Annotated in this window: 16 protein-coding genes and 1 pseudogene; 8 read left to right on the top strand and 9 right to left on the bottom strand. The window is 74.0% G+C overall.

Features of this window, described 5'->3' with window-relative positions; all coding sequences use genetic code 11:
• Nucleotides 1-165: 165 nt before the first annotated feature.
• Both ABT381_RS28945 and ABT381_RS28940 read right to left on the bottom strand, forming a co-directional pair.
• On the bottom strand, nt 166-972 hold the full coding sequence (locus tag ABT381_RS28945) for a DNA-formamidopyrimidine glycosylase family protein (protein ID WP_351599522.1): 807 nt from the start codon (nt 970-972) through the stop codon (nt 166-168).
• A 144-nt stretch (nt 973-1,116) separates the two neighbouring features.
• The gene (locus tag ABT381_RS28940; protein WP_351599521.1) at nt 1,117-5,820 is read right to left on the bottom strand and encodes an ATP-dependent helicase; all 4,704 of its coding nucleotides are present in this window, start codon (nt 5,818-5,820) and stop codon (nt 1,117-1,119) included.
• A gap of 101 nt (nt 5,821-5,921) precedes the next feature.
• On the opposite strand from ABT381_RS28940, the gene ABT381_RS28935 reads away from it, so the two are divergent.
• The 3 genes from ABT381_RS28935 to ABT381_RS28925 all read left to right on the top strand — a co-directional run bounded on the left by ABT381_RS28935 (nt 5,922) and on the right by ABT381_RS28925 (nt 7,894).
• The gene (locus ABT381_RS28935) at nt 5,922-6,749 is read left to right on the top strand and encodes an AraC family transcriptional regulator (RefSeq protein ID WP_351599520.1); all 828 of its coding nucleotides are present in this window, start codon (nt 5,922-5,924) and stop codon (nt 6,747-6,749) included.
• Between the two features lie 66 nt (nt 6,750-6,815).
• The gene (locus ABT381_RS28930; RefSeq protein ID WP_467754703.1) at nt 6,816-7,589 is read left to right on the top strand and encodes an AzlC family ABC transporter permease; all 774 of its coding nucleotides are present in this window, start codon (nt 6,816-6,818) and stop codon (nt 7,587-7,589) included.
• The gene (locus ABT381_RS28925) at nt 7,586-7,894 is read left to right on the top strand and encodes an AzlD domain-containing protein (protein ID WP_351599519.1); all 309 of its coding nucleotides are present in this window, start codon (nt 7,586-7,588) and stop codon (nt 7,892-7,894) included. Before ABT381_RS28930 ends, ABT381_RS28925 begins: the two co-directional genes overlap by 4 nt.
• A 77-nt stretch (nt 7,895-7,971) precedes the next feature.
• On the opposite strand, the gene ABT381_RS28920 is transcribed toward ABT381_RS28925, so the two are convergent.
• Nucleotides 7,972-9,318 (bottom strand): MFS transporter, encoded by a 1,347-nt coding sequence (locus ABT381_RS28920; protein WP_351599518.1) that lies wholly within the window; start codon nt 9,316-9,318, stop codon nt 7,972-7,974.
• Nucleotides 9,315-10,760, bottom strand: coding sequence for an alkyl sulfatase dimerization domain-containing protein (locus tag ABT381_RS28915; protein ID WP_351599517.1), 1,446 nt, complete (start codon nt 10,758-10,760; stop codon nt 9,315-9,317). Before ABT381_RS28915 ends, ABT381_RS28920 begins: the two co-directional genes overlap by 4 nt.
• A 201-nt stretch (nt 10,761-10,961) precedes the next feature.
• Between ABT381_RS28915 and ABT381_RS28910 the strand changes: the two genes are divergently transcribed.
• Nucleotides 10,962-12,209, top strand: coding sequence for a PucR family transcriptional regulator (locus ABT381_RS28910; RefSeq protein ID WP_351599516.1), 1,248 nt, complete (start codon nt 10,962-10,964; stop codon nt 12,207-12,209).
• Here the strand turns inward: ABT381_RS28910 and ABT381_RS28905 are convergent.
• Nucleotides 12,188-13,111: a hypothetical protein gene (locus ABT381_RS28905; protein WP_351599515.1), complete on the bottom strand. Its 924-nt coding sequence runs from the start codon at nt 13,109-13,111 to the stop codon at nt 12,188-12,190. The genes ABT381_RS28910 and ABT381_RS28905 overlap by 22 nt on opposite strands.
• Nucleotides 13,112-13,189: 78 nt before the next feature.
• On the opposite strand from ABT381_RS28905, the gene ABT381_RS28900 reads away from it, so the two are divergent.
• From ABT381_RS28900 to recX, 4 genes are all read left to right on the top strand, one after another.
• A complete protein-coding gene (locus ABT381_RS28900) occupies nt 13,190-13,384 on the top strand; it encodes a DUF3046 domain-containing protein (RefSeq protein ID WP_351599514.1) in 195 nt (64 codons plus the stop codon).
• 163 nt (nt 13,385-13,547) lie between these two features.
• Nucleotides 13,548-14,789, top strand: a complete 1,242-nt coding sequence (locus ABT381_RS28895) for an AI-2E family transporter (RefSeq protein WP_351599525.1) — start codon at nt 13,548-13,550, stop codon at nt 14,787-14,789.
• A 212-nt stretch (nt 14,790-15,001) separates the two neighbouring features.
• A complete protein-coding gene (gene recA / locus ABT381_RS28890; protein ID WP_351599513.1) occupies nt 15,002-16,126 on the top strand; it encodes a recombinase RecA in 1,125 nt (374 codons plus the stop codon).
• Between the two features lie 9 nt (nt 16,127-16,135).
• Nucleotides 16,136-16,780 carry a recombination regulator RecX gene (gene recX / locus ABT381_RS28885; protein WP_351599512.1) on the top strand — a complete coding sequence of 215 codons (645 nt, stop codon included), beginning with the start codon at nt 16,136-16,138 and terminating at the stop codon, nt 16,778-16,780.
• A 267-nt stretch (nt 16,781-17,047) separates the two neighbouring features.
• Here recX and ABT381_RS28880 read toward each other — a convergent pair whose 3' ends face one another.
• The 4 genes and pseudogenes from ABT381_RS28880 to ABT381_RS28865 all read right to left on the bottom strand — a co-directional run.
• Entirely contained in the window at nt 17,048-17,431 is a 384-nt protein-coding gene (locus ABT381_RS28880; RefSeq protein WP_351599511.1) for a rhodanese-like domain-containing protein, read from the bottom strand.
• Nucleotides 17,428-17,901 (bottom strand): cupin domain-containing protein, encoded by a 474-nt coding sequence (locus ABT381_RS28875; protein ID WP_351599524.1) that lies wholly within the window; start codon nt 17,899-17,901, stop codon nt 17,428-17,430. The genes ABT381_RS28880 and ABT381_RS28875 overlap by 4 nt, the downstream gene beginning before the upstream one ends.
• 487 nt (nt 17,902-18,388) lie before the next feature.
• Nucleotides 18,389-18,475 (bottom strand): putative leader peptide, encoded by an 87-nt coding sequence (locus ABT381_RS28870; protein ID WP_351599523.1) that lies wholly within the window; start codon nt 18,473-18,475, stop codon nt 18,389-18,391.
• A gap of 117 nt (nt 18,476-18,592) precedes the next feature.
• Nucleotides 18,593-19,048: pseudogene (locus tag ABT381_RS28865) on the bottom strand (monooxygenase); the annotation flags it as partial.

The following is a 19,048-nucleotide window of genomic DNA, read 5'->3' as shown; positions in this document are numbered from 1 at the left end:
CACACGCGCGGCGGCTGCGTGGGCGCCCCGGGCGACTCCGCTCTCACGGCGCGGCTCACCAGGGCATGGCGGCACGGGCGCTGGGGCGGGGGGCCGGGGCGGTCCTGAGCGACGGTGGGGCCGGGCGTCCGGCCCTGAGAGGCGTTCGGGCGCCTTTCGCCTGTGTCAGGGAGTCGCGCCCGCAGAGGGGTCGGGCTGGCAGCGCGGGCACCAGTACGTGACACGGGCCTGTGGGCCGGGGTCCTGGTCGGCGACCCGGATCGGCGTCTCGCACCGGAGGCAGGGGCGGCCGGCGCGGCCGTACACCCACAGGCGGCGGTCCGGGCGCGCGCTGGGCGTGGTCGTACGGGCGAGACGCCGCTTGTTCGCCTCCAGCAGCCGCTTCGCCAGCGAGACCGCCCGGTCGGGCCGCGGCAGCGCGCCCACCGGCAGCCAGGGCGAGGCCCGCAGCAGGAAGCACAGCTCGCACTTGAAGACGTTCCCGATCCCGGCCAGATTGCGCTGGTCCAGCAGCGCCTCGCCGAGCGCCCGGTCCGGATCGGCCAGCAGCCGCCGCAGCGCCTCGTCCGGGTCCCAGTCAGGGCCCAGCAGGTCGGGGCCGAGATGGCCGACGACGCTGTCCTCGTCGGCGGTGCGCAGCAGCTCCAGTACGGGGAGGCGGTAGCCGACGGCGGTGCGTTCCGCCGTGGCCAGCACCGCGCGGATCTGGTGGTCGGGACCGCCGCGCCAGCGCTCGCCCGCGCCGTACACCCGCCAGGCGCCGTCCATCCGCAGGTGCGAGTGGAGCGTCAGGCCGCCGTCGACGCGGGTGAGGAGGTGCTTGCCGCGCGCCAGCACCTCCAGTACGGAGCGCCCGGCCAGGTCGGTCGTGGCCAGCTTCGGTACGCGCAGGTCGGTACGGGTCAGCCGCCGCCCGGCCAGCGCCTCGTGCAGCTCCGCGGCGGCCCGCCAGACGGTGTCGCCTTCGGGCATGGCTCCATCATGCCGTGCGCGGCGCCCCGGGAGCGCGGGTCGGCCTCTGTGGGGCCGCGGCCCCTGCGCCCCCTGTGGGGCCGCAGGCCCACGTGCGGCCGTGGCCCCGTGCGGTCGTGATCCCGTGCGGCCCGGTGGCGCGCCTCATATCCGCAGTCGCAGTCCCCTCGGTGTCGCGTGGAAGCCCGCGCCCTCCAGCTCGGCGGCCAGCGGCGAGGTGAGCGCCGACGAGCCGTTGATGCGCTCCACGGTGAGCGCGCCCACGAAACCGTTCCGCACCGCGGCCGCGAGCGCCTCCACGGCGAGCCGCACCCGGGCCCCGCCGCCCTCCTCACCGGCCTGCCAGGCCAGCAGCGTCTTGCCGCCGCGCTCCATGTAGACCGCCAGTTCGCCGTCGACCACGACGACCAGCGAGCCCGCCTTGCGGCCCGGCTTGTGGGACGAACCCTCCGGCGGCTCCGGCCAGGGCAGCGCGGCGCCGTACGCGTTGGCCGGGTCCGCCGCGGCCAGTACGACGGCGCGCGGGGTGCCGCCGCGGGCCGGCCCGGCCGGCTGCCAGGAGCCGCCGGGCGCGGTCTCCTCGGCCGTACGGTCCCGGCTCGTACTGACCGCGCGCAGCCGGTCCACCGCGCCGTCCATCGCGAACTGCGCCGCGCCCAGCCCCTCGACGACGTACCCGCGGCGGGCCTGGCCGGTCTCCTCGAAGGCGGCCAGGACTCTGTACGCCGCGGAGAAGCCGCCCTCGACGCCCTCGGCCGCCACCGCGCCCCGGGTGACGATGCCGTGCCGGTCCAGGAGCGTGTGGGCCAGCGCGTGCGCCCGGTGGGTGGGGTCCGGCTCCAGTACGGGCAGCAGCGACCAGCGCCCGGCGACCGTGGGCGGCCCGGAACGGGACGCGGTGGGCCGGCCCGTCCGGCCGGTGGCGGCGGTGAGGCTGCCGTACCGGCCGCGCGGGGTGGCCCGGCGGGCGCGGTGCGCGGTGGCCCCGGCCGTACGGCCCGAGCCGAGCAGCGCGCGGAGCGGCGCGAGGGTGTCGTTGGTCAGCCGCCCGGACCAGGCCAGGTCCCATACCGCGTCGGCCAGTTGGAGATCGGTGGCTTCCGGATGCGTCGTCGCCCGTACCTGATCGGCGAGCTGACGGAAGAACAGGCCGTACCCGGGCGCGAGGGCGTCCAGTACGGACTGGTGGAGCGGCGTCACCTCGAAGGGGTGCGGCTGCGGCAACAGGAGCGGCGCGGTGTCGGCCGGGTACAGGGCGATCCAGCCGTCCTTGCCGGGCAGCGCGCCGGCGCCCGCCCACAGGACCTCACCCGTGGAGGTCAGCTCGTCCAGCAGGGCGGGGGAGTAGCCCGACACCCGGGAGGGCAGGACGAGCCGCTCCAGGGCCGAGGCGGGCACCGGCGCGCCCTGCAACTGCTCGACGGCGCGCAGCAGTCCGTCGATGCCGCGCAGCCCTTGGCCGCCGACGCTCTGCCACTGCGGCAGGAAGGCGGCCAGCGCGGGCGGCGGCACCGGCTCCAGCTCGTGCCGCAGCGCGGCCAGCGACCGCCGCCGCAGCCGCCGCAGCACCTGGGCGTCGCACCACTCCTGGTGCACGCCGGACGGCGCGAACTCGCCCTGGACGACCCGGCCGGTCCCGGCGAGGCGGTGCAGCGCCCCGTCGGTGACGGCCGTGCCGAGGCCGAAGCGGGCTGCGGCCTGCTCGGAGGTGAACGGGCCGTGCGTGCGCGCATACCGGGACAGCAGGTCGCCCAGCGGGTCCTTGACCGGCTCCATGAAGGACTCCGGGACACCCACGGGCAGCGCCGTACCGAGGGCGTCCCGCAGCCGCCCGGCGTCCTCGACCGCGGCCCAGTGCTCGGCGCCCGCCACCCGCACCCGGATGGCGCGCCGGGCCGCGGCCAGCTCCGTGGCCCACGCCGGATCCGCGCCGCGCTCGGCCAGCTCGGCGTCGGTCAGCGGCCCGAGCAGCCGCAGCAGGTCGGCGACGCCCTCGGCGTCCTTGACCTTGCGATCGTCGGTCAGCCACTGCAGCTCGCGCTCCAGATCGGCGAGGACCTCCGGGTCCAGCAGCTCGCGCAGGTCGGCCTGGCCCAGCAGCTCGGCGAGCAGCCGGGAGTCGAGCGAGAGGGCCGCGGCGCGGCGCTCGGCCAGGGGGGAGTCGCCCTCGTACAGGAACTGGGCCACGTACCCGAAGAGCAGCGACCGGGCGAACGGCGAGGGCTCCTGCGTGGTCACCTCCACGAGCCGGACGCGGCGCGACTCGATGTCCCCCATCAGCTCGGCCAGACCGGGAACGTCGAACACGTCCTGAAGGCACTCGCGGATGGCTTCGAGGACGATCGGGAAGGACCCGAACTCGCTCGCCACCTGGAGCAGTTGCGCGGCGCGCTGGCGCTGCTGCCACAGGGGCGTGCGCTTGCCCGGATTGCGCCGCGGCAGCAGCAGCGCGCGGGCGGCACACTCCCGGAAGCGCGCGGCGAACAGCGCCGAGCCGCCCACCTGGTCGGTCACGACCTGGTCGACCTCGCCCTTGTCGAACACGACGTCGGCGGCGCCCACCGGCGACTGGTCGGGGTCGAACTCCGCGCCCGCGGCGTCCGGGTCGGTGTCCAGCAGGTCCAGGCCCATCAGGTCCGCGTCCGGCAGCCGCAGCACGATGCCGTCGTCGGCGTGCATCACCTGTGCGTCCATGCCGTACCGCTCGGCCAGCCGGGCGCCCAGCGCCAGCGCCCAGGGCGCGTGCACCTGCGCGCCGAACGGCGAGTGCACCACGACCCGCCAGTCGCCCAGCTCGTCCCGGAAGCGCTCGACGACGATCGTGCGGTCGTCGGGGATGTGGCCGCACGCCTCGCGCTGCTCGGCGAGGTAACTCAGGACGTTGCCCGCCGCCCAGTCGTCCAGCCCGGCGGCCGACAGCCGGGCCCGCGCCGCCTCCGGTTGAAGCGCGCCGATCTCCCTGAGGTACGCGCCCAGGGCCCGGCCCAGCTCCAGAGGACGGCCGAGCTGGTCGCCCTTCCAGAAGGGCAGCCGGCCGGGCACCCCGGGGGCGGGCGAGACCAGCACCCGGTCCCGGGTGATGTCCTCGATGCGCCAGGAGGTCGTGCCGAGCGTGAAGACGTCGCCGACCCGCGACTCGTACACCATCTCCTCGTCCAGCTCCCCGACGCGGCCGCCGCCCTTCTTGGGGTCGGCGCCCGCCAGGAAGACCCCGAAGAGGCCGCGGTCGGGGATCGTGCCGCCCGAGGTGACGGCGAGCCGCTGGGCACCGGGCCGCCCCGTGACCGTGTTCGCGACCCGGTCCCACACGATGCGCGGCCGCAGCTCCGCGAACGCGTCCGAGGGGTACCGGCCCGCCAGCATGTCCAGCACGCCGGTGTACGCCGACTCCGGGAGCGCCGCGAACGGTGCGGCCCGCCGCACCGTCGCCAGCAGCTCCTCGACGTCCCAGGCGTCCATCGACACCATCGCGACCAGCTGCTGAGCCAGTACGTCCAGCGGATTGGCCGGCACGCGCAGCGCCTCGATGGCGCCCTCGCGCATCCGCTCCGTGACCACCGCCGCCTGCACCAGGTCGCCGCGGTACTTCGGGAAGACGACGCCCGTGGACACCGCGCCCACCTGATGGCCCGCGCGGCCCACCCGCTGCAGCCCGGACGCGACCGACGGCGGCGACTCCACCTGGACCACCAGGTCCACCGCGCCCATGTCGATGCCCAGCTCCAGGCTGGAGGTGGCCACCACGGCAGGCAGCCGGCCCGCCTTCAGGTCCTCCTCGACCTGCGCGCGCTGCTCCTTGGACACCGAGCCGTGGTGCGCCCTGGCCAGTACCGGAGGCGCCCCCTTGGCGCCGCCGGACTGGGCCATCAGCTCGGCGGGCGAATGGTCCTCGGGCATCGGCTCGCCCGTGGCGCGCTCGTACGCGATCTCGTTCAGGCGGTTGCACAGGCGCTCCGCGAGGCGGCGCGAGTTCGCGAAGACGATCGTTGAACGATGCGCCTGCACGAGGTCGGCGATGCGCTCCTCGACGTGCGGCCAGATGGACGGCTTGTCGCCGCCCGTGTCGCCGCCGTCGGGTCCGGTCTCCCGTACGGGCGAGCCGCCCAGCTCGCCGAGGTCCTCGACGGGCACGACGACCGAGAGGTCGAACTCCTTCCCCGAGGGCGGCTGCACGATCTCCACCCGGCGGCGCGGCGACAAGTAGCGCGCGACCTCCTCCACGGGCCGCACCGTCGCCGAGAGCCCGATGCGGCGGGCCGGGCGGGGCAGCAGCTCGTCCAGGCGCTCCAGGGACAGCGCCAGGTGCGCGCCGCGCTTCGTCCCCGCGACGGCGTGCACCTCGTCCAGGATGACCGTCTCCACGCCCGCCAGGGCGTCCCGTGCCTGGGAGGTCAGCATCAGGAACAGCGACTCGGGGGTGGTGATCAGGATGTCCGGCGGGCGGTTCGCGAGCGAGCGGCGCTCGGCGGCGGGGGTGTCGCCGGAGCGGATGCCCACCCGGATGTCGGGCTCCGGCAGGCCGAGCCGGACGGACTCCTGACGGATGCCGGTCAGCGGGGAGCGCAGATTGCGCTCGACATCGACCGCGAGGGCCTTGAGCGGGGAGACGTACAGCACCCGGCAGCGCTTCTTGGGCTCGGCGGGCGGCGGCGTGCTCGCGAGGGAGTCCAGGGAGGCGAGGAAGGCCGCGAGGGTCTTGCCGGAGCCGGTCGGCGCGACGACCAGCACGTCGGAGCCCTCGCCGATGGCCCGCCAGGCGCCGTCCTGCGCGGCGGTGGGCGCGTGGAAGGCCCCCGTGAACCAGCCTCTGGTCGCGGGGGAGAACGAATCGAGCGCGGTCCTCGCCATGACCCCATCGTGCCTCGGACCACTGACAACGGTCGGCGTGCGGCCCGTCCGGACCGTGGACGCGCAGGTCAGCGGCGTGGCGCCGGGCGCAGAATGGGTGCATGGGGAGCACCGGCGGTGAGTGGGCGAGGCACTGGCGGTACGCCGGGCTGCCCGGACTCGATCTGCTCCGGGCCCGCTACGTACGGCACGCCTTCCCGCGCCACAGCCACGAGGGCTTCGTGCTCGGCGCGGTCAGCGGCGGGATCGAGGAGGTCGGGCTGCCGGAGGGGTCCGTACGGGCAGGCCACGGCAGCGTCGTCATGATCAACCCGGAGGTTCCGCACACCGCGCGGGCAGGCGTCGACGAGGGGTGGACGTACTCCACGCTCTACCCGTCCGCCGCCTTGGTCGCGGAGATCGCCGCCGAGACCACCGCGCTCCGCGGCACTCCCGGCTTCACCGAGTCCGCCGTCGACGACGCGTACGCCTCCCGGCTCATCCACGAGGTGCACCGGGCGGCGGAGGCGGGCAACGCGCTGGCCGCCGACAGCATGCTGCGGATTGCCGTGGACCGGCTGCTGCGCAGGTACGGAGGGCCGCTTCCGGCCCGTACGCCCCGTGCGGCGGGGGCGACCGGGGCGGCGCGGGCGCGGGAGATCCTGGAGGAGCGGCTGGCGGATCCGCCGTCGCTGGAACAGCTCGCCGCGCAGCTGGGCACCAGCCCGTTCGCGCTGCTGCGCGCTTTCAAGAAGGCGTACGGAATGCCGCCGCACGCCTGGCTCACCGATGCGCGGGTACGTCGCGCCCGGCGCCTCCTGGACCGCGGCACCCCGCCCGCCGAGGCGGCGACGGCCGTCGGCTTCACGGATCAGCCGCATCTGAACCGGCACTTCACGAGGATCGTCGGGGTACCGCCCGGGGCGTACCGCCGGGAGCGCGGGGCTTAGCGGCCCGGCCGCCCGGCCGCAAGAACGTACAAGACTGCGACGGGCGCCCCTGCTTAGCGTGGTGAGGTGCCTGAACAGATCGAACAGACCGCACCCCACGGGATACGCGAGACGCCGCGCGCTCCCTCGGACGCGGCGCCGCGCAAGGCCGACGCCGCCGTCATCAGGGACGCGCTCGGCGTCGGCGTCGCCGTCGGCCTCTCGGGCTTCGCCTTCGGAGTCACCTCGGCGGGCGCGGGCCTCAGCGTGCTGCAGAGCTGCCTGCTCAGCCTCCTCGTGTTCACCGGCGCCTCACAGTTCGCGCTGGTCGGCGCGCTGGGCGCGGGCGGCAACCCGTTCGCCGCCGCGGCCGGCGCCTTCTTCCTGGGCGCCCGCAACGCCTTCTACGGGCTGCGGCTGTCCGGCCTGCTCGGCTACCGGGCCCTGCTGAAGCCGCTCGCCGCCCACTGGGTCATCGACGAGACGTCCGCCGTCACGCTCGCCCAGCCCGACCGGCGCAGCGCCCGCCTCGGCTTCACCGTCACCGGACTGACGCTCTACGTCCTGTGGAACCTCACCACGCTGGCCGGGGCACTGGGCGCCGAAGCGCTCGGGGACACCGCCGCCTGGGGCCTGGACGCGGCCGGCCCCGCCGTCTTCCTGGCGCTGCTCGCCCCCATGCTGAAGACCACCGTGGAACGCGCCGCCGCGGGCCTCGCCGTCGTCCTGATGCTGGTCACCCTGCCGGTACTGCCCGCCGGCGTGCCGGTCCTGGTCTCCGCGCTGGCCGCCCCCGCGGTACTGCTGGCCCAGGGCGCCCGCTCCCGTAGGACCTCGCGCGCACAGGAGGAGAGCCGGTGAACACCTGGATCGCGATCGGCGCCACCGCCGTCGGCTGCTACCTGCTCAAGTACGCGGGCCTGCTGGTGCCCGCCGGCCTTCTGGAGCGCCCTCTCGTCAAGCGGCTCGCCGCGCTGCTCCCGGTGGCCCTGCTGGCCGCCCTCACGGCGCAGCAGACCCTCAGTGAGGGCCAGCACCTCGTTCTGGACGCCAGGGTGGCCGGTGTCGGCGCGGCGGCCCTCGCCCTCGTACTGCGCGCGCCGTTCCTGTTGGTGGTCGCGGCCGCCGTGGTGGTCACGGCGGGAGTGCGGGCGCTCGGCGGCTGAGACGGCGACGGGGGTACGGCGGTCGCGGCTGAGACGGCGGCGGGCGCCACCCCCGTACGCCCGCCGCCGCCGGGTCTCTACTCCGTGCCCAGCCTGCGCGCGTCCCGTTCCGGGCGCAGGAGGAGCGTGACCGCCACCCCGGCTGCCGTCACCAGTACGGCCATCAGCACGTACGCGCCGAAGTACCCGGAGGCGACGGTCGTGCCCGTGTCCACGATGTGCCCCATGACGAGCGGCGCCAGCACGCCCGCCAGGGCGAACACACCCGTCAGCGCGCCCAGGGTGACGCCGCGCCGGTCGGCGGGGGAGATCCGGGAGACCGCGGTCGCCGCGACCGTGAGGACGATGTCCGTGACGGCCATCGGCCCGAGCAGCAGGACGATCTTCAGCCACAGCACGTCCGTCGCGGCGAACCCCACCATGGCCACGCCCGCCAGGATCATCACCAGGCCGGTCTTCACGCCGGAGGACCAGGCGAGGCGCGGCGGCAGTCCGGCCGCCGCCCGCTTGACCGACCACTGGACGAGCGCCCCGTGGGTCAGCATCGCGGCCCCCTTGGACAGCGCGGAGAGCATGATCAACAGGCTTGCGCCGCGCAACGAGAGCCCGCCCACCTCCTGGAAGTAGTCCGCCGACCAGGTCAGCCCGGCCGACAGCGTCCAGTACGCGGCGAACGAGCCCAGCGCCGCCGCCAGCCAGGTCCCCGACAGCAGCAGCTTCCGGTACGGGACGGCGGCCGCGGCCCCCGTGACCGCCGCGCCCGCGGAAACGGGCCCCGGGGTGCGCCGCCCGCCCACCGGAGGCGCCAGCGGCCCCTCCTTCCCGTACCGCAGCCACACCGCCGCCCAGCCGAGGCCGACGAGACCGACGACCCCGAAGGCCCACCGCCAGCCCCAGTGGTCGATCACCACGCCCAGGGTGGGCGCCGCCACCGCCACCCCGGCCGCCGCACCGGTCAGCAGCACCGCGGTCGGCAGCGTGCGGTCCTTCTGCTCGAACCAGCCGTACAGGTGGTGCAGTGCCACCGGGGACGCCGGGCCCTCCGCCGCGCCCAAGAGGACGCGCGTGGCCACCAGCACCCCGAAGCCGGCCGCGCCGACCAGCATCGGCAGCTGGGCGGCCGACCACAGGAGTGCCATGCCCAGCAGCAGTACGGACGTGCGCACGGTGCGGGTGAGGAACGACCCGGCCAGCGCCGCCAGGCTGAAGAGCGCGAAGAACGCCGAGGACGCCGTGCCGAACTGCTCCCGGGTGAGCCCGAGATCGTGCATCATCGGGTTCGCCGCCAGGCCCATGACCGTCTTGTCGGCGAAGTTCACCAGCATGAAGCCCAGCAGCAGCCACGTCGTGCGCCAGGCCCGGCCCCGTACGGCGGCGACCGCGCCCGGTACGACGGCCGGCGCGGACTCGGCGGCGGAGGTCACCGAACGGTCTCCGGCGCCGTCCCGCTGTCCGCCGCTGAGCCGCACGAGCAGCCGTCCTCGTCCGCCACGACGCCGACCGAGATGCCGCCGGCCGCCCGCCTACGGCCCCCCTCGCTGCGCGTCAGCTCCGTGGTGAGGTCGGACCCCTCGACGACCGCCGCCGACTCCGCAGCCGCCCACCGGAAGACGCCCTGGGCCATCGTGGAGGACTCGGCGGCGGCCCGCTTCCCGTACACCTCCGCGCGGACCCCGGCCACCTCCCGGTCCTCCGGCGCCGCCAGTGCCGCGGTCTCGGCCAGATGGGTGGCCAGCCGCAGCTCCCCTCGGCCCAGCAGGTCCGCCGCCCGGCGCGCCAGGGCGACGGCGCCGCCCGCCGCCTCCGCCAGCTCGGCGGCCAGCTCCGCTTCGGGCGCGGGCTTGAGGTGCGCCGGGTTCTGGTCGTACCAGCCGCCCCACAGCCGCCACAGGTTGCGGACCACGAACTCGGGCTCGTCGTACGCGGGATGGAGATACGGCTTCGCCAGCAGCTCGGCCGGGACCTTGACCCCGTGCAGTACCTCGTCCAGGCGCAGCCCGGCGTTCATCAGCTCGCGCGTCTGGGTGCACAGCGACTCCAGCAGCTCGGCGCTGTCCCCGAGGGCCTGCGCGACCCGGGGCGCGCCGACGATCGGCACACCGTGCCCGGGGAGCAGCACCTCGGCACCCAGCTCCGCCATCGCGCGCAGCGCACGCGCCCAGTCCTCCGGGTAGCGCTGCACCTTCTGGGGGTTGCCGGCGTTCGGCGAGTTCCAGATGAACAGGTCACCCGTGCACAGCGTCTTCAGCTCCGGAATCCACACGTAGGTGGCGTCGTCCGTCTCGCCGCGCGCATGGAAGAGCTCGAACGTCAGGTCCCCGTAGCGCAGCGTGAGCCGGTCCCGGTAGGTGGTGTCCGGGTAGCGGTAACGGGTCGGCCAGTCGAGCCCCGGCACCCCGAACTGCCGCCGGTTGATCCAGGAGTTGTAGCCGGCCGTCTCCGTGTAGCGGTCGAAGCGCGCGGCCACCGCCTCATGGGCGACCACCTCGGGAGCGGCCACGCCCCGCGCCCGCGCGTCCTCGTCGAACGGGCCGATCCCGAAGACGTGGTCCACGTGCCCGTGCGTGTAGACGACGCTGCGCACTTCTTTGCGCGGCGCACCGTCCGTCGCCGCGCCGAACGCCGTCACCGCCTTGTGCAACTGTCCGGCCGTGCGGACGTCCCCGGAGTCCACCAGCACCAGCCCGTCCGACCCGGTGTCGAACACCGCCACGTTGGCGAACGCGGGCAGGAACCCGGTCCGCTCGCCGATGCGCACCAGCGTGTCCCCCGTGTACGCCCCGGTGAGGTGGGCGAGCAGGGTGTCCTGCCCCTGCCAGACACGGTCCACATAGGCGAGATAGTCGTCGAGGCTGTGCTGCGTCATAGAAAACGGCTCCTTACGAGGGGTCGGATGCCGGCCGGTACGCCGCGGCCTTTCGCGGCCGGACCACCGAGTCTGGGCCGCGTACGTACGCGATGACATCCGGCGCCGTCACACCGCCCCGGCGCCGGTACTGTGACGCGTCACAACCCCCGCTGCCCTTCGGGTGCGGTGCGGGGCCGCACCCGGAGGAAGGAGGCGCGCGTGCCGCTGTCCGACGCAGCCCGCGACCTGGCCCTGCGCTGCGAGACGCGGGTCAACGAGCTGGCCCGCGAGATGTCCGGAGACGTGTTCGCGCACATCCCCGGATACGCCGAGCTGCCCGACGACATGAAGGACGTCGAGATCGCCGCCACCGCGCGGCACGGGCTGCGCCTCTTCATGCGGCGGGCACGCGGCCAGGACGGCCGCCACGGCGACCATGCGCTCTTCAGACAGCGCGCAGCCCAGCGCGCGGAGGAGGGGCTGCCGCTGCACCTGTTGCTGCGCACCCACGCGCTGGGCACCTACGCCCTGTGGGAGACGCTGCGCGACGAGGCCCGCCCCGGTGAGGAGGCCGCCCTCGCCGAACTGGCCGACTTCCTCCTGCGCAACCAGGGCAGCGTCATCGGAGCGGTCGCCGAGACCTACCTCGACGAACGCGCCGCGCTGGACGCCGAACGGCGCGAGGAACGGCGCACACTCGCGCGTGCCCTGATCGACGGCGCGCCGGCCGCCGACCGGGACGCGCTGGAGGAACTGGGCCTGGACGGCCCCGTCACGGTCCTCGCGCTGCGCCTCCCGCCGGCCGACGGCCCCGCCCCCGCACCGATCGCGGTCCGCCGCGGCCTGCGGCGCCTGCAGACCGCACTGGAACGCGAATTCGGCACCGAGGTACTCCTCAGCCTGGACGCCGCGGGCGGCCACGCGCTCGTACCGGGCGCACCGGAACCCGCCGACGGCCTGGCCCGTCGGCTGGCCCGCGCGTACGGCGGCCCGGTGCGCTGTGCCGCCGCACGGGCCGAGAGCCCCGGAGGCGTCCCGTACGCCGCCCGTACCGCCTCCGAGGTGATCCGCATCGCGCACGCCTCCGGACGGCCCCCGGAGCTCCACCGGCTCGCCGACGTGCTGCTCGAGTACCACCTCTCGCGCCGCGACGAGAGCAGCCCGATGATCGCCGCCCTTCTGGACCCGCTCGACGGCCGCCCCGAACTGACCGACACCCTGCGCGCCCACCTGGAGACGTGCCAGGACCGCCGTGCGACCGCACGGACACTCGGGCTGCACCCGAACACCGTCGACAATCGCCTCGCCCGGATCGCCGAACTCACCGGCATCGACCTGGCCTCCCCACGGGGCACCACCCTGGCCCTGTGCGCGCTGCTCCTCAGAGACAGCGCTCCGGAACCGCCTTCGGAGGAGCGCCCCGGCCGCTCGCCCTCGGGGGCGGGTCAGCCGATGTCGCGCCCGTAGGCGCGCAGCGTCAGCAGCGCCTTGAGGGTCACCATCGGGCGGCATTCCAGCGCGGTGCCCGGCGCCCACGCCCGCCAGTTCAGCGGCCAGCCGCCGTCCTCCTCCTGAAGAGCGGCGAGGTGGTCCAGCGCCCGGTCCATCTCCGCGTCCGTGAACCAGCCGCGCGCCGGGGACGCCGGCGTGGGCGCGTAGTCGTACGCGAAGTGGTGCTCCCCGGGCGCGTACCCCTCCGCCACCGGGATCTCGTGCGCCCGCTCCGGCTCCACGACGACCAGCTCCTGCTCCCGTACGAGCCGGCCCAGCCGCTCGGCGGCGGCAGCGGCGCGCGCCCGGTCCGGCACGCCCTCCAGGAACCGCAGCGCGGCCTCCGCGCCGTACGGGTGCGTCTTCTCCAGGGACTCCACCGCCTGCCAGCAGTAGTCCGTCGCCCGGAACAGCCAGGCGTGCCACACCTCGTTCCGGTGCAGCAGCCCGACCACCGGGCCGGTCGCCAGCAGATCGCTCGGCGGATCGTCCACCACCGGGATCCAGGGCGCCGCCGGATAGCCGCGCAATGAAGGGTGCAGGGCAGGCAGCGCACCTTCGGGGGTGGAGATGTGCGTCAGGTAGCGGCAGACCTGTTCCACCCGGCGGCCGTCGCAGCGCCCGATGGCGTCCAGTACCCCCAGCGCGTGCGCCGTGTGCAGCGGCTGGCTCACCGGGCCGCGCAGGTCCGGCTCCAGGGCGTGCCCGTACCCGTTGTCGTCGTTGCGGTACGCGTCGAGCGCGGTCTCAACGGCGTCCGCGCTCCCGCCCAGGAAGTGATGTTCGAAGCGGCGCTGTTCCAGGACCCGCGCGGTGAGCCAGATGAAGCGCTCGGCGCGCGCCAGAGGGGTCGTCGGTGGGCTTGCGGTTTCGGCCATGGCCCGACGGTAGGACGGAACCCGCGGCCGGTCAGCGGCTCGCGCACGGCTGCACTCTCAGGGCGGGATACTGGGGTCATGCGGTTGACGGACTTCTGGCAGCGGATGGCGGACCATTTCGGCGCGGCGTACGCCGACTCCTTCGCGCGCGACTACGTGATGTCCGACCTGGGCGGCCGGACCGTCCACGAGGCGCTCGACGCGGGCTGGAGCGCCAAGGAGGTCTGGCGCGTGGTGTGCGCCGTCATGGACGTGCCGTACGAGAAGCGCTGACCGCACCGCGCCACCCGGCTCCGCCTCCCCGCAGATCCGACCCGTGACGTGGGTCAGGGCCCGCGATGTCCGACCCGTAGGCGAGACTTGAGCCGTGTCCGCGACTCCGAAGCCCACCGGCCCCGACGACCGACGACCGAACGCTCCGCGCAGTGCTGCGCGGATGCCGCGCTGGCTGCCGCGCGCGATGGTGCTGGCACTCGCCCTGCTGGCCTGTTTCCAGCTGGCGAGCTGGGCGTTCCACCAGCTCATCTCGCTGCTGCTGAACATCCTCATCGCGTTCTTCCTGGCGCTGGCCGTCGAGCCGGCGGTGGACTGGATGGCGGCGCGCGGCATGCGGCGCGGCGGCGCCACCGCGCTGGTCTTCCTCGCCATCCTGATCGTCGGGGTGGGGTTCATGACCCTGCTCGGTTCCATGCTGGCGGGTCAGATCGCCACCATGGTCGGCGAGTTCCCGCAGTACCTCGACTCCGTGATCAGCTGGACGAACGACACCTTCCACACCCACCTCTCGCGTGTGGAGGTGCAGAACAACCTGCTGAACTCCGACTGGCTGCAGCGGTACGTCCAGGACAGCGCCAACAACGTCCTCGCCGTCTCCGCGACCGTCCTGGGCTCGCTGTTCAACCTGCTCACGGTGACGCTGTTCTCGTTCTACTTCGCGGCCGACGGCCCCCGGCTGCGCCGCGCGCTGTGCTCCGTACTGCCGCCCACCCGGCAGGCCGAGGTGCTGCGCGCCTGGGAGCTCGCGGTCGCCAAGACCGGCGGCTATCTGTACTCCCGCGGCCTGATGGCCCTGATCTCCGGCATCGCGCACTACGTCCTGCTGGAGATCCTCGGCGTGCCGTACGCGCCGGCGCTGGCCATGTGGGTCGGCCTGGTCTCGCAGTTCATCCCGACGATCGGCACGTATCTCGCGGGCGCGCTGCCGATGCTGATCGCCTTCACGGTGAACCCCTGGTACGCGGTCTGGGTGCTCGGCTTCGTGGTCGTCTACCAGCAGCTGGAGAACTACCTCCTGCAGCCGCGGATCACCGCGCGCACCGTGGACATCCACCCAGCCGTCGCCTTCGGGTCGGTCATCGCCGGCACGGCGCTGCTGGGCGCGGTCGGCGCGCTGATCGCCATCCCCGCGACGGCGACGCTGCAGGGCTTCCTCGGCGCGTACGTCAAGCGGTACGAGGTCACGGACGACCCGCGGGTGCTGGGGCGCGGCCGCCGCAGACGGGGCGCATCGCTCCTGGCCAAGGTGCGGCACATCCTCCACGCGGAGCAGACGGAGGCGCCGCTGGACGAACGCCGGCGGTCCGAGGGAGAGGACCGGACGGGAGAGCAGGACCGGGGAGCGGACGGGGAGCCCGGCACCGACCGGCGCCGGGAGGACGACGGGCCCGGCGACGACTGAGCGGTTCCGGGGCCCGGCCCGGGGCTCTGGCGCGGCGTGGTGCGCTTGACACCAAAATCGAACATCCATTCTTATGAGGGCTACGGCCCCTATTTTCTGGGGGTTCCCTGGAAGTTATCCACAGGCCGGGGCCGGGTCCGGGCGCATTGTCAGTGGCAGGCGTTAGCGTCATGGACGTGAAGCGATCGACTCAAGCGAACCGGGTGGAACCCATGGCAGGCACTGACCGCGAGAAGGCGCTCGACACCGCACTCGCACAGATTGAACGGCAATTCGGCAAGGGCGCAGTGATGCGCATGGGTGACCGGCCGAACGACCCCATCGAGGTCATCCCGACAGGGTCGACCGCGCTCGACGTGGCCCTCGGCGTCGGCGGCATCCCGCGCGGCCGCGTGGTCGAGGTGTACGGCCCGGAATCCTCCGGTAAGACGACCCTGACCCTGCACGCCGTCGCCAATGCGCAGAAGGCCGGCGGCCAGGTGGCCTTCATCGACGCCGAGCACGCCCTCGACCCCGAGTACGCCAAGAAGCTCGGCGTCGACACCGACGCCCTGATCCTCTCCCAGCCGGACAACGGGGAGCAGGCCCTGGAGATCACGGACATGCTGATCCGCTCCGGTGCGCTGGACCTCATCGTGATCGACTCCGTCGCCGCCCTGGTGCCGCGGGCCGAGATCGAGGGTGAGATGGGCGACTCGCACGTCGGCCTCCAGGCCCGGCTGATGAGCCAGGCGCTGCGGAAGATCACCAGCGCGCTCAACCAGTCGAAGACCACCGCGATCTTCATCAACCAGCTCCGCGAGAAGATCGGCGTGATGTTCGGCTCGCCGGAGACCACGACCGGTGGCCGCGCCCTGAAGTTCTACGCCTCGGTGCGCATCGACATCCGCCGTATCGAGACCCTCAAGGACGGCACGGACGCGGTCGGCAACCGCACCCGCTGCAAGGTCGTGAAGAACAAGGTCGCCCCGCCCTTCAAGCAGGCGGAGTTCGACATCCTCTACGGCCAGGGCATCAGCCGCGAGGGCGGCCTGATCGACATGGGCGTGGAGCACGGCTTCATCCGCAAGTCCGGCGCCTGGTACACGTACGAGGGCGACCAGCTCGGCCAGGGCAAGGAGAACGCCCGTAACTTCCTCAAGGACAACCCCGACCTGGCCAACGAGGTCGAGAAGAAGATCAAGGAGAAGCTGGGCATCGGCGTGAAGCCCGCGGACCTGTCGGCGGAGCCCGGTGCGGACGCGGCGGCCGAAACGCCGGCCGAGCCTGCCAAGGCCGTCCCGGCCCCCGCGGCCAAGGGCGCCAAGGCAGTCAAGGCCGCAGCGGCCAAGAGCTAGTCCTCCGCCGTGACCCGCCGAACGCACTGGCCCGACAGCGGCGAGCACGACGCCGCGCCCGTCGCCGATGGCGGCAGCCCGGACAGCGGTGGCCCGGCCTCGTCGAGGGCCGGGGACGGGCCGCCGCGCACACCCGAGGAGCAGGCGCGGGCGATATGCCTGCGCCTGCTCACCGGAAACCCACGCACGAAGAAGCAGCTCGCGGACGCGCTGCAGAAGCGAGGCATCCCCGACGAGGCGGCCGAAGAAGTGCTCTCCCGCTTCGAGGAGGTCGGGCTGATCGACGACGCGGCGTTCGCCGGGGCGTGGGTGGAGTCCCGGCACCACAGCCGCGGCCTGGCCCGCCGCGCGCTCGCCCGGGAGCTGCGCACGAAGGGCGTGGAGTCGTCGCTGATCGACGAGGCCGTCGGACGGCTCGACCCGGAACAGGAGGAGCAGACCGCCCGAGAACTGGTCGACCGCAAGCTCCGGTCCACGCGGGGGCTGGACCGTGACAAGCGCCTGCGCCGCCTCGCGGGCATGCTCGCCCGCAAGGGCTACCCGGAGGGCCTGGCCCTCCGCGTCGTCCGCACGGCCCTCGAAGCGGAAGCCGCCGAGGAGGACGCGGACGCGGGTGCCGCGGATTTCCTCGACGAGTACATGCCGGGGGGCTGAGACGAGTACGCGCGGTGCGGCGTCGAGCGCGTGGGGATGAGCGCTTGGGGCGAGCGCTGCGCTCAGCGCTCGGGGATGAGCGCTGAGCCCGGCGCTCAAGGCTGAGCGAGTACGGAGGGACGAGGGACTGGGAGGGGTGGGGGCGGGGGGGGAGGGCCCCCCGGGGGAGACGGGCCTGAGGAAGCGGTCCAGCCCCGAGGAAGGGGTCCAGCCCCGAGGAAGGGCTCCAGCCCTGAGGAAGGGGCCCAGCTCCGAGGAGGCCCCCGGTCACCGAGGTGGGTTCACCGGTAGGCCGGCCGTGCGCCAGGATTGGAAGCCGCCGGTGAGGTCGGTGGCGCGGTGCAGGCCGAGTCGGCGGAGGGAGACGGCGGCGAGGCTGGAGGCGTATCCCTCGTTGCAGATCACGACGATGCGGAGGTCGCGGCTCGTGGCCTCGGGCGCGCGGTGGTCCCCCGTCGGGTCGAGCCGCCACTCCAGCTCGTTGCGTTCCACGATCAGCGCGCCCGGGATCGTGCCGTCCCGCTCGCGCAGCGCCGCGTAACGGATGTCCACCAGCAGCCCGCCGTCCCGCTGGACGGCCGCGGCCTCGTGGGGCTCCACCCGGTCCAGCTCCGCGCGGGCCTGCGCCAGAAGGTCGTCGATCGCGCTCATGCCCATTCCTCCGGACGCTCGATCTCCTCGAGCCGCAGTACGGCGCCGCTGCGGCTGTAGCGCCGCATCAGGGGGAGCGGCGGGTAGTAGGCGTGTACGGACACGGCATGGGCGGACGGCGAGGCGTTGAACACCTCGTGCACGTGGTGGGGGCCGAAGGCCCGGCCGCGGCCGTCGCTGAGCCGTCGTTCGCGGTCCACGTCCGCCGCGAGTTCGAGCGTCTTCCAGCCCTCGGTGGGCAGCCGGACGGCGAGGGACTGTTCGGTCAGCTCGCCCGCCGCGGCGGCGAAGGCGCCCCGCGAACCGCCGTGGTCGTGCCAGCCGGTGCCCGTTCCGGGCGGCCAGCCGATGAGCCACGCCTCGCTGCCGCCCGGCCCGTCCAGCCGGATCCAGGTGCGGCCCTCGGGGTCGAGGGGGAGGGAGGCGATCAGGTCGGCGTCGGCGGCGGTGCGGCGGACGAAGTCGAGCAGGTCGGCGGCGCTGGGGCCCCCGCTCTCGCTGGGGCCCCGGCCCTCGCTGGAGCCTCGGTCGTTGCCGGAGCCTCGGTCGTCGGTGGTGGGCTGGTATGAGGAGTGCTGCTGGGCGGGGTACGGGACAGCTTGCAGGGAGATGGAGCTGCGTACGTCGGGCACGAGGACCGTCCTGGAGGTCGCGAGGGAGCGCGCGGCGAGCGGTGTGAACCGGCGGGCGGCCGAATGCATACGCCTGGTTCGGCGCATACGTCTGTTCCGGCGTGAGCTTCCGCGAGGCACGCGTACGGACGTCGGGGGACGCCTACGGACGTCGTGGGACGCCTACTGACGTCGTGGGGCGCGTGCCTCGGAGACGCACGTACGCCGGTGTGCCGGTACGCCGCGCGAAGGACAACTGTGATCCGGGACCGGAATCAGAGATCCAGAAGTCGGAGATCCGGAATCGGAGATCCAGAAATCAGCGAGTTCAGGGATCGGGGTCCGGTCAGCAGGACGGGCGACACACGCAGCCCGCGTAGCGGACCAGGTCCAGATGGACCCTCCGCCAGAAGTGCGAGTCGGTGTCTGTCACGCTCCGTAGTGAAACATGGGGTTCGGGCACTGGTCAATCGCAAGACGGGAGCGGTGGCTGACTACGGACCCCATGGCCGACCAAGGACCCCATGGCTGACCAAGGACCCATGGCCGACTAGGCACGCCCGGACCCGGACCCGGGCCCAGCACCGGGGGCCGAACTCTCCGAAGTATCCGGAGAGTTCGCCCCCTCGCCCCCGCACAGCGCCCGCGCGCACGCCTGGAGTTCGGTGGGGCGGACGCCGGCCAGGGTGGTGATGAGGTGGCCGTCGGGGCGGATGAGGACGACGTTGTGGGCGGCGGCGCCCGGGTAGTACTCCGCGACCAGGATTTCCGCTGTCACCGGAAGCGCCGCCACCGCGTCGTTCAGCTGCGGCATCAAGCCCGCCGACATCCAGTGCCGGCGGTCCCACACCCCCGTGCCCGGCGCGACCAGGACGACCAGCAGGCCGTGCCCCAGCCGCTCCCGCAGCCGTACGGTCGAGCCGTCGGGCGCCGTCACCGCGACGTCCGCGACCGGCCCGCCCGGCTCGGTGCCCACCCGGACCGCGCCGGCCGGCGGGGCCGCCGG

The sequence above is a fragment of the Streptomyces sp. NPDC000151 genome (genome assembly GCF_040301705.1).
In the GTDB taxonomy this organism is placed as follows: domain Bacteria; phylum Actinomycetota; class Actinomycetes; order Streptomycetales; family Streptomycetaceae; genus Streptomyces.
The sequence above is the reverse complement of the archived record's forward strand: the minus strand, read 5'-3'. Positions and strand labels throughout refer to the sequence as shown.